Source organism: Anaeromyxobacter sp. SG66 (assembly GCF_022690805.1).
Taxonomy (GTDB): Bacteria; Myxococcota; Myxococcia; order Myxococcales; family Anaeromyxobacteraceae; genus Anaeromyxobacter; species Anaeromyxobacter soli.
Window position 1 is genome coordinate 1 of the sequence record NZ_JALCZC010000103.1, and the last position, 14558, is coordinate 14558.

Here is a 14558-nt window from a genome sequence, read left to right on the forward strand (position 1 = left end):
GGCGAGCGCCTCGGAGGGGAGCTCGCCGCCCGCGGGGAGCGCCGCCTCCAGCCCGTCGGCGAGCGCGCCGTGCAGCGCCGCGCGGCGCGCGGGGGAGAGGCCGTCGTAGACGGCGTCGCGCACGAGCGCGTGGTGGAAGCGGTACCCCGCGCCGTCCTCGTCGAGGAGGCGCGCCTCGAGGCAGCCGTCGAGCGCGGTGAGCGCCTCGTGCGCCGTGAGGCCGGAGACGGGCCGCACGAGCTCGAAGTCGAAGCGCGCCCCCGCCACGGCCGCGGCGGCGAGCAGCGCCTCCGCGCGCGCGCCGAGCCGCTCGACGCGGGTGCGGATGGCCGCGGAGGGATCGGTGGGGAGCGACGGCCCGCCCGACTCGCGCTGCGCCCGCACGACCTCCTCGGTGAGGAGCGGCGAGCCGTCCGTGATCCGGTAGAGCTGCGCGACGGTCGCCTCGGGCGGCGGCTCGCCGAGCAGGTCCGCCACCTGCTCCCGCGTGGCGGCGAGCCCGAGGCGCGGGATGCGGACGCCGCGCGCCAGGCGCGCGCAGTCGAGGTGCGCGAGCGCCATCTGGATGGGCGTCCCGGCGTGGATCGCCGCCTCGTTGCAGGTGGCGACGATCATGAGCCTCAGCGCGCGCGCGTCGCGGGCGAGGAGGTGGAGGACGTTCAGCGACGACTCGTCCGCCGCGTGCACGTCGTCGAGGAGGAGGTAGATCGGGCGCCCCTCCGCGACCGCCCCGAGCGCCTGCTCCACCGCCTCGAAGATGCGGAGCCGCACCTCCTCGCCGGCGATCCCCGGCCCGGGCGCCGCCCCCGCGAGCGGGCTCGCGAAGGCGGGGTTCGCGCGGGCCTCCTCGGCGAACGCGTCGGCGAAGAGACCGTACGGCGCGCCGCCGCCGGTGGCGATGCCGCACAGCACCGCCGCCCCGCGGGCCTGGGCGAGCCGGGCGCCCTCCACCGCGAGCCGCGTCTTGCCGACCCCGCGCTCCCCGAGGAGCATGAGCGTCCCCGAGCCCTGCTCGAGCAGCGACTCGACGAGCAGCACCACCGGCCCGCGCCCGCGCACCGGGGGCGGGTCGGTCGTCCCGAGCAGCCGCCGGGCGGCGCGGCGCGCGCCGTCGAGCGCCGGCCGCGCCTGGGTCGGCCCGACCTCGCCGCGCTGGATGGCGGTCCACAGCGCGCGGGTCTCGTCCGACGCGCCGGACCGCCCCGCGGCGCGCAGCGCGCTGTCGCACGCGTCGTACTGGCGGAGCGCCTCCGCCCGCCGGCCGGTCTCGGCGAGGAGGCGCATGACGAGCCGGTGCGCCTCCTCGGCGGCGGGATCCACCTCGAGCACGCGGCGGAGGAGCGGGACGGCGGCGCCGGCGTCTCCCCGCCCGGCGGCGTCGCGCGCGAGCGGCAGCGCCACGTCCACGAAGCGGCTCCGGAGCTCCGCGCGCCGCCCCTGCAGCCACGGAGAGTCGAGATCCTCCGGCGAGAGATCCCCGCGGTAGAGCGCGACAGCCTGCGCCCAGCGCTCGGGACCGCCCGCGGCGGCCGCCTCCTCGAACGCGTCCACGTCCACCCAGACGTCCGGCCGGAGCGCGAGCTGGCCGCGCTCGATGTCCACCCAGCGGCCGCCGAGGATCTGGCGGAGGTCGTAGAGCGCGCGGTGAAGGTTGTTCGCGCCGCTCGCGGGGTCCTTGTCGGGCCAGAGCGCCTCGATGGCCGCGTCGCGACCCAGCGCGCGGCCCGGCGCGAGCGCGACGAGCTTCAGCAGGTCGGCCGGCCGCCGCCGTCGCCACGCCTGGGCGGGGATGGGCGCGTCCGCGCGGACCACCTCGAACCGCCCGAGGAGGTGGAGCTTCAGCATCGACACTGCGAGAACCCCCTGGGGCCGAGAGGCTAACAGAACTCCGGGGCACGCGGTTGATCCCCGGCTAGATTGTGACCGCATGCGCTACCGGCTCTCGCTCCCCGAACCGCACTCCCATCTCTTCCACGTCGAGGCGATCCTCGAGCGGCCCGGCGCCACGCCCGAGCTCGCGCTCCCGGTCTGGACGCCCGGCAGCTACCTGGTGCGCGAGTTCGCGCGCCACCTCGAGGGCGTGGAGGCCGACGACGGCCAGGGCCGCCGTCTCACGATCGAGCGACTCGACAAGCAACGCTTTCGCGTGGACGCGGGCGGGGCGGAGCGGGTGGTGGTGCGCTATCGGGTCTACGCGAACGAGCTCACGGTGCGGACCTGCCACCTGGACGGGACGCACGGCTACCTGAACGGCGCGGCGGTGTTCCTCTACGCGCCGGGGCGCGAGCGCGAGCCGCAGGTCCTCGAGATCGCGCCGCCGGAGGGCTGGTCGATCGCGACGGCGCTCCCCGGCGGGCCGACGACGTTCACCGCACGTGACTACGACGAGCTCGCCGACTCCCCGGTGGAGATCGGCCGCCACCGCGTCGTGCCGTTCACCGCGCTCGGCAAGCCGCACGAGATCGCCATCTGGGGGCGGGGGAACGTCGAGGAGGCGAAGCTCGCGGAGGACACCCGGCGGATCGTCGAGACGCTCGGGGGGCTCATGGGTGGGCTCCCCTACGAGCGCTACCTGTTCATCCTGCACCTCACCGAGAAGCGGCGCGGCGGCCTCGAGCACGCGAGCTCGACGACGCTCAACGTGGGCCGGATGCAGTTCTTCCCGCGCGACGCGTACGAGGAGACGCTGGGCCTCTTCGCGCACGAGTTCTTCCACCTCTGGAACGTGAAGCGCATGCGGCCCGCGGCGCTCGTGCCGTTCGACTACGGGCGCGAGCAGTACACGCGGCTCCTGTGGTGGTTCGAGGGCGCCACGTCCTACTACGAGGGGCTCGCGCTCGCGCGCGCCGGCCTCCTCGACGCGGGGCGGTATCTCCGGAACCTCGGCCGCGCGCTCACCCAGCTCGAGCGCACGCCCGGCGCGAGGAAGATGAGCGTCCAGGAGGCGAGCTTCCTCGCGTGGGTGAAGCACTACCGGCCGGACGAGAACAGCGGGAACAGCGCCATCTCCTACTACCTGAAGGGCGAGCTCGTCGCGCTCGCGCTCGACCTCGCGCTGCGCCGGGCGGGGTCGTCGCTCGACGCGCTCCTGCGCGCGCTCTACGCGCGTCACGAGGGGCGCGGCCTGCCGGAGGACGGCGTCGAGCAGGCGGCGGCGGAGCTCCTCGGCGCGGACGCGGCGCGGCGCTTCTTCGATCGCCAGGTGCGCGGCACGGAGCCGCTCGACCTCGACCTCGAGCTCGTGGGCCTGCGGCTCCGGCGCCGCGCGGCCCAGGGGCTCGACGACAAGGGCGGCACGCCTCCGAAGAACGGCGACGAGCGTCCCGCGCCCGGCTGGGCCGGCTTCGAGCTCGCCCAGGGGCCGAAGCTCGCGGTGGCGTCGGTGCAGGAGGGGAGCCCGGCGCACCGGGCCGGCCTCTACGCCGAGGACGAGCTCGTCGCAGAGGGCGGGTTCCGGCTGGACCGCGCCGCGCTGTGGGACCGGCTCGGCGAGAGGGGGCCGGGCGGCTCGCTCCGCCTCACCGTGTTCCGGCGGGACGAGCTCGTCGAGGTGACCGTGCCGCTCGCCCCGTGGCCCGAGGACACCGTCTGGCTCGAGCCGGTGGAGGCTGCGAGCGAGGCGCAGCGAGCCGCGTTCGAGGAGTGGTCGGGGACGCGCTGGCCGGGGAAGTAGCCCGCTTCATCGTCCGGGAATCACGTTCGATTTTGCGCCCCGAGCGCGCGCGGGCCCGAGGCCGGCCGAGCGCGGCCGCTACGCGGTCGAGGCCACCTTCCGGCACGGCCCGTCGCCCCCGGCGAGGCCCTCCCGCCCCGCGACGGCGGCGCGCCCGCGCTCCCGGCGGGAGTGCGCTATATGGGCGGGCATGGACTCCAACTCGACCTTCGCCGAGCGCCGCCGGGCGGCCGCCGCGCAGATGGCGCGCCAGGGGGGCGGCGTGATGCTCCTCCCGGCCGCCGAAGAGAAGCTCCGGAACGCGGACACCGAGTACCTCTTCCGCCAGGACAGCGACTACCACTACCTCGTCGGCCTCGACGAGCCGGAGGGCTGCGCGGTCCTCGTGGCGTCGCCTGCGGGCGAGGCGAAGCTCGTCCTGTTCGTGCGGCCGCGCGACCGCGAGAAGGAGATCTGGAACGGCCGCCGCGCCGGGATCGAGGGCGCGAAGGAGCAGTACGGCGCCGACGAGGCGTACCCGGTCGCGGAGCTGGAGGCGAGGCTGCCGGCGCTCGTCGAGGGCGCGGAGACGCTCTGGTTCCGCGTCGGCCAGGATGCGCCGTGGGACGCGCGGCTCGCGCGCGTCCTCAACGAGCTGCGGAAGGGCGCGCGCCTCGGCAAGCGCCCGCCGCGCGCCATCGTGGACCCCGGCCGCATCCTCCACGAGCAGCGCCTCGTGAAGGGGCCGGACGAGCTCCGGCGGCTCCGCAAGGCCGCCGAGATCACCGCCGAGGCGCACATGGCGGCCATGCGCGACGGGCAGCCCGGCCGGCGCGAGCACCAGGTGCAGGCGGAGATCGAGTACGCGTTCCGCCGCCGCGGCGGGTCGGGCCCCGGCTACGGGACGATCGTGGCCGCCGGCGCGAACTCGACCATCCTCCACTACCGCGCCGGCCCCGAGCTCCTGAAGGACGGCGACGTGTGCCTGGTGGACGCGGGCGGCGAGTACGAGCTCTACACGGCGGACGTGACGCGCACGTTCCCGGTGTCGGGCGAGTTCACGAAGGCGCAGCGCGAGCTCTACGAGCTCTGCCTCGACGTGCAGAAGCAGGCCATCGAGGCGGTGAAGCCGGGCACGAACCTCGACGCGATCCACGACCTCGCGGTGCGGAAGCTCACCGAGGGCTTCATCTCGCTGGGCCTGTTGCAGGGCAGCGCCGACGAGCGGATCGCCGACAAGGCGTTCCGCAAGTACTACATGCACCGGACCAGCCACTGGCTCGGCATGGACGTGCACGACGTCGGCGACTACTACGTGGACGGCAAGCCGCGGGCGCTGGTGCCGGGAATGGTGCTCACCATCGAGCCGGGCATCTACGTCGCCGCGGACGACGAGAGCGCGCCGAAGGAGATGCGCGGCGTCGGCATCCGCATCGAGGACGACGTGCTCGTGACGCCCGAGGGCCACGAGAACCTGACCGCCGCGGTGCCGAAGGAGGTCGCAGAGGTCGAGGCGGTGTGCGTGCGGTAGCGGCACGACCGCGTCACGCGTTCACGCGAACTCGCGCCGCGCCGCCCATGCGGTAGGCTCCGGCTGCTCCCAGGACCCTTCACCGGGAGCGACGGAGCCGCCGCAATGCTGACGCTCGCCGCCGCCGTCCTCCTCGCCGCCGCGCAGCCCGTCCAGTCCGGGCAGCGGGTCCAGCTCGTGGCCGCCCGGCTGGCTCAGCCGGTCGTGCCCGTGGCCGCGCAGCCGGCCCAGCCCGCCCGGCCGGTCGCGCAACCGGCCCCGGCCGCTCGGACCGAGCCTGTCGAAGCCCAAGGGACGGACCCTTCGGCCCGCTACGACGCCGCCATGGCGCTGCTCCTCGACGGCAAGCTCGAGGAGGCCGCGCGCGCGTTCGACGCGGTGGCGGCCACCCCCGGCGCCGGCCCGCTCGCCGACCGCGCGCGCACGCTCGCCGAGGTGAGCCGCGCGCTCGCCGCTCGCGGCCACTTCGAGCTCCAGGAGCCGCGCCTCGAGCGCCGGCGTCCCGCCCGTCTGGACCGGAGCGGCCGCGCCGAGCTCGCGTTCTTCGGCACGACCTACGGCATCTGGACCGGCGTCGCGACCGGGCTCCTCGCGGAGGCCGACGACGGCCGCGCCTACCTCGCGCTCGCCATCGCCGGCGGCGTCGGCGGGCTCACGCTCGCGATCCTGCCCACCCGCCATGCTGCGATGCCCGAGGGCCGCGCCCAGGCGATCGAGTCCGCCACGAGCTGGGGGACGTTCAACGGCGGCCTCATCGCCGCGCTCGCTGACGCGGACGGGAAGGGGGTGGTGGGCGCGACGCTCGGCACGGGTCTCGCCGCGCTCGGCACCACGGTGCTCCTGACGCGCGACCGGAGCCCGTCCTCGGGCGCCGTGGCGCTCACGAACAGCGGCGGCATCTGGGGGCTCGTGACGGGCGGGCTCACGCTCGCGATCCTGGACGACGCGAGCGACACGACCGCCCAGGGCGTGCTGCTCGCCACCACCGACGCCGGCCTTCTCGCGATGGCGCTCGTCGCGCGGCGCGTCGAGATGAGCCGCGGCCGGTCACTCCTCATCGACGCGGGCGGGCTCCTCGGCACGCTCGCCGGCGTTTCGGTGCCGGCGTTCGCGAACGCGGAGAACGGTCACGCGATCGGCGCGGCGGGCCTCGCCGGGATGGCCGTCGGGCTCGCCGCGGGGGCGTACCTCTCGCGCGGCTGGGACGAGGAGCTGGACGAGGCGGCCGCCGCGCGCGCCGAGGGGGCGATGGCGGCGCCGATGGTGGCGCGGCTCGAGGGTGGCGGGTTCTCGGCGGGGGTGGCAGGACGGTTCTGATGTAGGTGCGGTCGCAGCCTTGCCGCTCGTTGACCCGCTGTGTACCCTCGCGCGCCGTATCCCAGCGTGAACGCCGGGACGCGCGCCGTTGCCGGCGCGGGGAGGGGAACATGCGGCGGATCTCGGCGCTCGGCCTCGCGGCCGTGCTCGCGGCGGCGTGCAGCGGCGGCAGCGGTGGCGGCGGCGCGAAGCCGGCGGCGACCCTCGTCTCCATCGCGGTGACGCCGGCGACGGCGGTGACCGTGGCGGGCGCGACGGTGAAGCTCACCGCGACCGGCGCCTACGACGACGGCAGCAAGCGCGACGTGACCGCCGAGGCGAGCTGGACCTCGCTGAACGGCGGCATCGCGCAGGTGTCGGCGGGCGTCGTGACGGGGATCACCGCGGGGACCGCGACCATCACCGCCGCGATCGGGCCCATCCAGGGGACGGCGCTCGTCACCGTGGACACGCCGACGTTCGTCTCCGTGCGGATGGATCCCGTCAGCGCGGTGATCTCCGCGGGCCAGTCCGCCTCGCTCCGCTGCCTCGGCATCACCGACGGCGGGGCGGAGATCGACGTGACCGCGGCCGCCGTCTGGACGAGCGCCGATCCGCTCGTCGCCACGGTCTCGCGCGGCGTCGTCTCGGGCGTGAAGGTCGGCGGCACGGACGTGCGCGCCACCTACGCCGGGTTCTCCGCGCAGGCGCACGTCACCGTGGAGGCGGCGTCGCTCGCGTCGCTCCTCCTCGGCGTGCCCCCGACGTTCACCCTCGCCGCGGGCGACGCGCTCGACGTGCGCGTGTTCGCCGTCTACTCGAACGGGGGCCTGCGCGACGTGACGCTCCTCGCGGACTGGTCCTCGAGCGCGCCGGCGACGGCCGCGGTGTCGAGCGTCGCCCAGACCGCGGGGCGCCTCGACGCGCTCGCGGCCGGCGCGGCGACGATCACGGCCTCCTTCGGCGGCAAGACCGCCTCGGCGGAGCTCACCGTTGCTTCCGACTCCGTGATCTTCGTCCTCGTCCAACCGGTGCCCTCGCCGCTGCCGGTCGGCGTCGGCTACCCGCTCCGCGCCACCGCGCTCCACGCGGACGGCACCACCGCCGACGTGACCGCGCTCGCGACCTGGTCCTCCGACTCGAGCGCCGTGACCGTGGCCGCGGGCGGAGTCGCGACGATGGTCGCGGGCGGGGTCGCCGTCGTGAGCGCGAGCTACGGGGGCGCCGTCGGGCGCGCGGCGGTGACGGTCACCGGCGACGCGCCGACCGGGCTCGCGATCGACACGACCGCCATCGCCATGGGCCTCGGCGACTACACCTGGCCACCGCCCAACGTGACGCTGAGCTACGCGAACGGCTCGAGCTACGACGTCTCGAGCGCGGCGACGTTCTCGGTCCTCGATCCGGCCGTCGGCATCGTGGAGAAGGGATGGTGGGGCGATACCGTCGTCCGGGCCGTGGGCCTCGGGACGACCACCCTGGAGGCGCGCTACGCGGGGCTGTCCGCCACGGCGAGCGTCCAGGTGACCGCGCCGCTATCGTTCACCCTCGACGCTCCCGCGTCGGTGCCGGCGGGCGTGAGCTGGAGGGTGAAGGCGCAGACCCGCGTGCAGGGAAAGTACGTCGTCGAGACGGAGGACGTGTCGAGCTACGCCGAGTGGTCCTCGAGCGACCCCGCGGTGATCGCCATCTCGAACGCGCCCGGCACGAAGGGCACCGCCACGGTGGTCGGCTCCGGGAGCACGACGCTGTCCGCGTCCTTCGGCGGGATGACGGCGACGAAGACGGTGACGGTGCTGGGGCCCCTCAGCTCGATCACCATCTCCCCGGCGTCGCTCGTCGTGGCCTCGGGCGCCACCCGCCAGCTGAGCGCGACGGCCCGCCTCGTTGACGGCCGCACCACCGACGCGACGACCCTCGTCACCTGGCGCTGCGACCGCGTCATCGGCTCGGTGAACGGCGGCAGCTTCTGGTCGTCTAGCCCCGGCACGGGCGAGATCACCGCCGCGATCGGCGACGTCTTCGGCTCCGCGACCGCGACGGTCGTGCGCGAGCCGTCCCAGTTCGGCGGGCTCGTCGTCCGCCCCGCGGTCGCGTACGGGGACAAGCTGCCGGTGGGGCACACCGGACAGCTCCGGGCCATGTACGTGTACTCGGCCGGCGGCTGGAACGTGGAAGTCCCGGTGCAAGGCGAGGTGACGTGGACGAGCGAGTCGCCCGCGGTCGCCGCGTTCGACGATCCCGCGAACCCGGGCCGGGTCCATGCGCTCGCCGCCGGCAGCGTCTACGTGCGGGCCGCCACGACGAGCCCGTCGGGCGTGCCGATGCAGGCGTCGACGCAGCTCTCGGTCGTGACGCCCACGGCGCCCCTCGAGCTCGCGCCGGTCACGGTCCCGCTCGGTGGCTCGGCGGCGCTCCGCCTGGCCGTGCCGCTCGCGACCACCACCGCCTCGGCGACGACGTTCGCGACCTTCGAGTCGAGCGATCCGTCGGTCCTCGAGGTGCGCGGGTCGACGGTGGTCGCGCGGAAGCTCGGCTCGGTCGAGCTCCGCGCCCGCCTCGACGACGTGACGGTCGTGGCGCAGGGTACCGTCGTGCCGGCGACGCCGAAGGCCCTCTTCGTGGCGCTCCCGTACCAGCTCACGGTAGGGGACAAGACGGCGCCGGGCGCCTTCCTGGAGCTCGACAGCGGCGACTACGTGGACGTGACCAAGCTCTCGACCTGGGCGTGCTCGACTCCCGCCGTCGCGTCGCTCACGTGGACGCCGGGCACGGCGCCCGACCTGCAGGCGATCGCCGAGGGGACGGCGACGCTCGACGCGAGCTGGAGCGGTTTCGCCGGGACGGACAGCGTCCCGGTGGTCGGCGCCGCAGCGGAGCCGGCGGCGGTGAGCCTGCGCTTCGATCCTCCGACCTACGAGCTCCCCGTCGGCGGAAGCCTGACGATGCAGCTCCGCGCGACGCTCTCGAGCGGCGGCACCGCCACCGCGACCGGCGCGCAGATCACCGTGTCGCCCGCGGACGTCGCCACGGCGACGTACTCCGGCTCGTACGGCACCATCACCGGCCAGAAGCTCGGGAGCGCGGTCGTCACCGCCACGTGGGGCGGGCAGACGGCGACGGCGATCGTGAACGTCACGCACACCGTCGGCGAGTTCGGGCTGTTCGCGCCGGACAGCGGGCCCCTCGGGCTCCACCCGTACGAGCGCCTGTACCTCAACACCTACGAGAATGTGGGCTTCGCCGAGCTCGAGAAGACGCTGGCGTGGGCCTCGTCGAACCCGGCCGTGCTGAAGGTGGTAGCGCCCGGGGTCGTCGAAGCGGTCGCCCCGGGCACCGCGATCGTCACCGCTGCCTCCGGGCTGCAGGTGTGGCCCCTGCCCATGACGGTGTCGAGCGCCCCCCTCGATCGCCTGGAGCTCGCGGGCGTCGCGCCCACGGTGCCCGTCGGCTCGAGCTACCGGTTCCGCGCGACCGCCCGCTTCGCGGACGGCGCCTCGCTCGACGTGTCGGGCCGCGCGACGTGGTCGAGCGCCGACCCGACGATCGTCGAATTCGACCCCGCGGCGCCCGGAAAGCTCTCCGCGAAGCGCGCCGGAACCGTGAGGATCGAGGCCCGGCTCGACGGCAAGACGGAGTCCGCGGAGGTGACGGTTTTCTAGCGGGAGCGGCGGGCCGAGCCGGCCCGCGCTTCCCCCTTGACACCCTCTCGGCACTCCAGTATCTACGCCGCCTTACGTCGGTCCGAGGTCTTCCCGGGGCCTGGAATCCGTCCGACGAAGCGCATCATCGGGGAGTGGCTCAGCCTGGTAGAGCACTTGGTTCGGGACCAAGGGGTCGCAGGTTCAAATCCTGTCTCCCCGACTCATCGAAGGCCGCGACGTCCCACGGGAAACCGTCGGTGTCGCGGCCTTCGTTTTTCGCGATTCCGAGCCGGTGTGCCTGGAATGTGACTGGCACGCTCGTTGAGGGCGCCGGGAGGCCCGCGAACCGAAGGTGCTCGTCGAGCGCCTTCCGCGTGTCCCGAGTGTCGTGATGGAGGTAGTGCCCCTCGGTCACCTTGATGTCGGCGTGCCCGAGCACCTTCTGGATGATCTGGATCGGGACGCCCGCCTTCGACAGCAGGGTGCCGGTCGTGTGCCTGAGCTTGTGGATGCTGATGTCCTTCGGGACCGGCGAGACCCAGAGGGCGAAGCCGCACTGCGGACACTTCGTCACCGCGCTCGAGGTGCGCCGGACGTTGAAGCGGCAGCGGCGGCACTTGTGGTCGTAGCCGACGATGATGCCGGCCGCCTTGAGGGCGGTCCGGATCCGCTCGTTCACGTGCAGGTTGCGGCTGTGCATCGCGCCGTCCGGCCTCGGGAAGACGAGCACCGAGTCGGATGAGTCGGTCGCCGCGCGAAGGTACGGCGTCAGGTCCCTCGCGATCGGGATGACGAGCTCGCGGCGGGACTTGGTGGTCTCGCTGTCCCAGCTCTTGCGGACCGTGACCTCGCTCGAGCTCCAGTCCACGTCCTGCTTGCGGAGGCCGAACAGCTCGCCCTCGCGCATGCCCGTGAAGAGCGCGGTGGCGAAGAGCTGCCGGTACTGACCCTGACACGCCGAGAGGAACGGACCCACCTCGTCGAGCGCGAGGAAGCTCGCCACCGTCTTCGGCACCTCGGCGATCGCCACGTCGTCGATGGGGTTCACGCCCACCCAGAGTCCGGATCGCGTGCCAACCCGGAACATGCGCCGCACGACCGCTCGCAGGTGGTTCCGCGTTCGGGGCTTCAGCACCGCCGCCTTCGACTGGAGGAGCTGCTCCACTGCGAGCCCCGTGAAGCTGGCTAGCGGGAGGTCGCCCAGCGCCGGCCGGAGGTGCTTCTCGATGGAGCCCTTGATGGTCGGAGACTTCAGGCGGCTGCCGTAGTGCTTCCACCAGAAGTCGATGAGCTCGCCGAACGTGGTCGCGTTCCCGATCTCCGGATCGACCATGCCGCGCCGCCGGAACGCGAACTGGTCGCGCCGGGCCCGCTCGATCATCTCCGCCTTGGCCTTCTTCGTCGTGCCCGTGCTCTCCCGGACGCGCTTCCCGAGGTGGTTCACATACGAGATCCAGTAGTACTCGGACTTCTTGCGCCTGTAGGCCATGGCGCTCCTCTCTACCGGCGCGGCACGATACGGTGCTTCGCGACCCAGACCAGGATGTCCTTGTAGTGGAACCGGATGTTCGTCCCCAGCCGGATGTGCGGGATCTCGTCCCGCTGCACCGCCAGATAGATGAAGTCCGTCGACACGTCGAGCGCCTCCGCGAGCTTCGACACCGTCCAGAGCGGCTGGGGCCCGGTGAACGTGAGCAGCTCCTCGTACGTCATGGCGGATCTCCTGCGGTGGTGACCATCCACCGCAGCCCGCTGCGGGGCGGGCTGCTTGATCCAAGTGTATAACGAGTGACTGTCACGCCGGGAAGTCGGGCCGCCATGACCCAAGAGGGCCTCGTCCGAGCGGAAGTCGAAGCACCGTCTCGCTAGGACTCGCCTTCTTGCGCGCTGCCGCTTCGGGTCAGCGGGTCCATCTCGTCAGCGACGGAGCGCGCCCACGTAGCCCAGCGCTGTTGCGCTTCGTCTTCGGGGCCGCGCGCCTGAAGCACCGCGGCAGCGTAGTCCCTCAGCAGTGACGCCTCGCGCCACGCGTGAGCATCGGCGACGAGCTCGGCGCGGCTTGCCTTCTCTCGTTCGCGTCGCTCGCGCTCTTCCGTCTCGCGCCGCTGCTGCTCGTCCCACTCGCGCCTCCAACGCTCCCGCTCGACCTCGGCGTCTCGGTTCTCTTGAACGAGCCGGCGAAGCAGCGCCGGGACTTCCGCAAGAGCCTGCTCCAGTGTCGCGCGCTTGCGGTCCGCCAGCCGCGCCCGGTAGCGATAGCCGATGTTCGGGTCGTACAGCTCGAGCGCGAAGCGGTTGGTCGGTTGATGGTCGACCTTCGGGACGGAGTGAAAGTGCGGATGAGCGGCGATCTCTCGCCGCTCCTCGGGGGTGGGGCGGTGCGGGGTGGTCGCGTTCTCTTCCTTGAATCGGAAGCGGAACTTCTCCCCGTCTATCTCGAGCATCGTCTTGTCATCGACGAAGAAGACGCGCCCGCGCACGTCGGGACCTTCCACGGTTCGGACGAACGTGTCGAGGAGGAGGCCCGCGCGTTCCGTGTGGTCGCGGGCGACCGCAGTCTGGATGAAGCCTCGCGGTGTGCGAAGGAGTTTGTCGTCGAGCTCGGGTCGGTAAGACAGGCGCGGGTCCGGCTTGAGTGCCCGGAGTGCCTTCCGGACGAGTGGGTGAAGATCGGGAGGAATCGCGACACGCACTGGCGCTACTCCTGAGTCGCATGTCGAGGTGATCCTCGAGCACGGCGAGAACGGCGAGGCCCACGCCCACGACGTCCCTCTGAAACTCGCGCGCGACGCGGGAACGACGAGGCCGTCACCGCGCCGCCGCGCGCCGGAACGCGAGGACTTCGTCAACGACGTGCTGCGGAATCGAGAAGCGCTCGACGAGCAGCAGACGCTCCGGCGGGACCCGCTCGCCGCACGGCCCGCAAAACGCCGCCTCGCGGGCTGTCTCGATGTCGCCGGGAGGGCCCGACCAAGCCACGTGATCGTCCGGCGCGTGCCGCAACTCTGCGTCACGTGCAACGAGACGGCCTCGCTCGACAGCGCGCATCACATGTTCACGGACGTCCTTCGTGTCGGGAGTGGGGGCGCCCCGCCTGTACCTCAGCATGCAAGGCAACTCGATGTCGTGGAACGAGCCATCGAGTTCGACCGCGTCATCGATGAGTTCCTCGGCCCAGTTGTACGTCGCCATGTCTCGCTCACTCCTGCCGCGGCCGAGCCGCCGCGAGCGCGTAGCCGGGAACGAGTGTACGCCGCGGTCCGACAACCCCTGCCGTGCTGGGCGCTCTGTCACCTCGTCGCGAAGTACGGCGCCGGCGCCACCTTCGCGAAGGGGAGCCTTGGCCGCCGGTTGCGGCAAGAACCGTCGGCGACGCACCGAAGCCCGAAGCCGCGCATCACTCGGGCGAAGGCAGCAGGCGCGTGAGGTTGGCTGCCTTGGGAGCGTCGTCACCTCGAACGTCGCGATTTCGCCATCACGCTCATCACGTCCGTCCGGATGATCCGCGCCTCGCCGAGATCGAGGCCGCTCTCGAGGGCAAGCATGTAGATGTCGTCCTCGAGATAGACGCCGGGAGGCGCCTGCGGCAGGGCGCGTACTTCGGCACGCACGTCGCGCCGAAGGTTCTCGAACTCAGAAAGCGCCGTTGCCGCGTGCTCCTTGAATCTCGCGATCAGGCGCGTCGGCACGCGCGGCCCACGCACGATGTAGTCGAGGTGCCGGAAGAAGTTCCCGCTCGTGAGGAGCTTCTCGCGGGTATCGCACCCGTTATCGATGAAGACCTGCTGGCGTGACCTGCGGATGCCGGGATTCAGCTCCGCGTCGGTGAAATACCGTAGCCTGATGGCGGGAATGGCTCCGCGAGCTTCGAGTCGACGAAGCAGCTCCGCCACGTGCGACCCGTAGTCATCAGAGAAAGGTCCCTCGCGGCCGTTCTCGGTTCGGATGCCGTCGAAGAGCGCTTGCTCATCTGCGGTAAGGTCGATCCCGAGGTGAGGAACGGGCGGCTTCGGAGGCGAGCGCACGTCGAGCCCATAACACCGCCCTCTGACCTAGCGTCCTATTCATTAGGCGGAAAGGCGCGTCCACTCATCTGAAACCGCGTCGGCGCCGCTGCTCGTCGAACGCGCCTCAAGCGGAGAGGGTGAGTCTGCCTCGCCTCGCGCTCCGTCCGCTTCTATGTGATGTCCCAGGTCCACGACCTTGGATTCCAGCTCCCGTCGGCGTTCGAGCCCAGTACGGGATCGAGGAATCCCCGGGCCGCCGCCACGACGTCGCCGAGCGTGGTCCAGGGGAGCGCATCTTCTTGGTCAAGTCCCGTCTTCTGTGTGAATGGAACTCCGCGTGAAGCTCCTCGGCTGAATCACGCCGCCTTGGCGGCGGCGACGTCCTTCGACTTCAGCATCGACAGGTCCAGATAGCGACGGTCGGTCCA

The 14558-nt window shown here is 72.7% G+C and carries 11 protein-coding genes, 1 tRNA gene and 1 pseudogene; 6 read left to right on the plus strand and 7 right to left on the minus strand.

Features of this window, described 5'->3' with window-relative positions; translation table 11 throughout:
- Positions 1–1845 (minus strand): AAA family ATPase (locus MNZ39_RS19740; protein ID WP_242340799.1); only part of this gene is annotated, 1845 nt, incomplete at its 3' end.
- Between the two features lie 82 nt (positions 1846–1927).
- On the opposite strand from MNZ39_RS19740, the gene MNZ39_RS19745 reads away from it, so the two are divergent.
- Positions 1928–3673 (plus strand): M61 family metallopeptidase, encoded by a 1746-nt coding sequence (locus MNZ39_RS19745; RefSeq protein ID WP_242340800.1) that lies wholly within the window; start codon positions 1928–1930, stop codon positions 3671–3673.
- A gap of 190 nt (positions 3674–3863) precedes the next feature.
- Positions 3864–5183 carry an aminopeptidase P N-terminal domain-containing protein gene (locus MNZ39_RS19750; protein ID WP_242340801.1) on the plus strand — a complete coding sequence of 440 codons (1320 nt, stop codon included), beginning with the start codon at positions 3864–3866 and terminating at the stop codon, positions 5181–5183.
- 21 nt (positions 5184–5204) lie between these two features.
- Here MNZ39_RS19750 and MNZ39_RS19755 read toward each other — a convergent pair whose 3' ends face one another.
- Complete coding sequence (locus MNZ39_RS19755) at positions 5205–5474, minus strand: hypothetical protein (protein WP_242340802.1); 270 nt, start codon at positions 5472–5474, stop codon at positions 5205–5207.
- 33 nt (positions 5475–5507) lie between these two features.
- Here MNZ39_RS19755 and MNZ39_RS19760 point away from each other — a divergent pair, with 33 nt between their 5' ends.
- The 3 genes from MNZ39_RS19760 to MNZ39_RS19770 all read left to right on the plus strand — a co-directional run bounded on the left by MNZ39_RS19760 (position 5508) and on the right by MNZ39_RS19770 (position 10343).
- Positions 5508–6500, plus strand: coding sequence for a hypothetical protein (locus MNZ39_RS19760; RefSeq protein WP_242340803.1), 993 nt, complete (start codon positions 5508–5510; stop codon positions 6498–6500).
- A gap of 110 nt (positions 6501–6610) precedes the next feature.
- Positions 6611–10141 carry an Ig-like domain-containing protein gene (locus MNZ39_RS19765; RefSeq protein WP_242340804.1) on the plus strand — a complete coding sequence of 1177 codons (3531 nt, stop codon included), beginning with the start codon at positions 6611–6613 and terminating at the stop codon, positions 10139–10141.
- 128 nt (positions 10142–10269) lie between these two features.
- Positions 10270–10343 (plus strand) — tRNA-Pro (locus tag MNZ39_RS19770).
- Between the two features lie 222 nt (positions 10344–10565).
- Here MNZ39_RS19770 and MNZ39_RS25130 read toward each other — a convergent pair.
- A pseudogene (locus MNZ39_RS25130) lies at positions 10566–11456 on the minus strand (tyrosine-type recombinase/integrase); the annotation flags it as partial.
- On the opposite strand from MNZ39_RS25130, the gene MNZ39_RS19785 reads away from it, so the two are divergent.
- On the plus strand, positions 11410–11583 hold the full coding sequence (locus tag MNZ39_RS19785; protein ID WP_242340807.1) for a hypothetical protein: 174 nt from the start codon (positions 11410–11412) through the stop codon (positions 11581–11583). The pseudogene MNZ39_RS25130 and the gene MNZ39_RS19785 sit on opposite strands and share 47 nt — an antisense overlap.
- 40 nt (positions 11584–11623) lie before the next feature.
- On the opposite strand, the gene MNZ39_RS19790 is transcribed toward MNZ39_RS19785, so the two are convergent.
- The 4 genes from MNZ39_RS19790 to MNZ39_RS19805 all read right to left on the minus strand — a co-directional run bounded on the left by MNZ39_RS19790 (position 11624) and on the right by MNZ39_RS19805 (position 14148).
- Positions 11624–11836: a helix-turn-helix domain-containing protein gene (locus tag MNZ39_RS19790; protein WP_242340808.1), complete on the minus strand. Its 213-nt coding sequence runs from the start codon at positions 11834–11836 to the stop codon at positions 11624–11626.
- 152 nt (positions 11837–11988) lie between these two features.
- Positions 11989–12816 (minus strand): hypothetical protein, encoded by an 828-nt coding sequence (locus tag MNZ39_RS19795; RefSeq protein WP_242340809.1) that lies wholly within the window; start codon positions 12814–12816, stop codon positions 11989–11991.
- Between the two features lie 115 nt (positions 12817–12931).
- On the minus strand, positions 12932–13315 hold the full coding sequence (locus MNZ39_RS19800) for a hypothetical protein (protein WP_242340810.1): 384 nt from the start codon (positions 13313–13315) through the stop codon (positions 12932–12934).
- 257 nt (positions 13316–13572) lie between these two features.
- Positions 13573–14148 (minus strand): hypothetical protein, encoded by a 576-nt coding sequence (locus tag MNZ39_RS19805; protein ID WP_242340811.1) that lies wholly within the window; start codon positions 14146–14148, stop codon positions 13573–13575.
- Between the last annotated feature and the right edge of the window lie 410 nt (positions 14149–14558).

What these genes read in the sequence shown, in the direction of transcription:
- MNZ39_RS19745 (WP_242340800.1), top strand. Translation starts at nt 1,928, where the DNA reads ATGCGCTACCGGCTCTCGCTCCCCGAACCGCACTCCCATCTCTTCCAC.
- MNZ39_RS19750 (WP_242340801.1), top strand. Translation starts at nt 3,864, where the DNA reads ATGGACTCCAACTCGACCTTCGCCGAGCGCCGCCGGGCGGCCGCCGCG.
- MNZ39_RS19760 (WP_242340803.1), top strand. Translation starts at nt 5,508, where the DNA reads ATGGCGCTGCTCCTCGACGGCAAGCTCGAGGAGGCCGCGCGCGCGTTC.
- MNZ39_RS19765 (WP_242340804.1), top strand. Translation starts at nt 6,611, where the DNA reads ATGCGGCGGATCTCGGCGCTCGGCCTCGCGGCCGTGCTCGCGGCGGCG.
- MNZ39_RS19785 (WP_242340807.1), top strand. Translation starts at nt 11,410, where the DNA reads ATGAGCTCGCCGAACGTGGTCGCGTTCCCGATCTCCGGATCGACCATG.
- MNZ39_RS19790 (WP_242340808.1), bottom strand. Translation starts at nt 11,836, where the DNA reads ATGACGTACGAGGAGCTGCTCACGTTCACCGGGCCCCAGCCGCTCTGG.
- MNZ39_RS19800 (WP_242340810.1), bottom strand. Translation starts at nt 13,315, where the DNA reads ATGGCGACGTACAACTGGGCCGAGGAACTCATCGATGACGCGGTCGAA.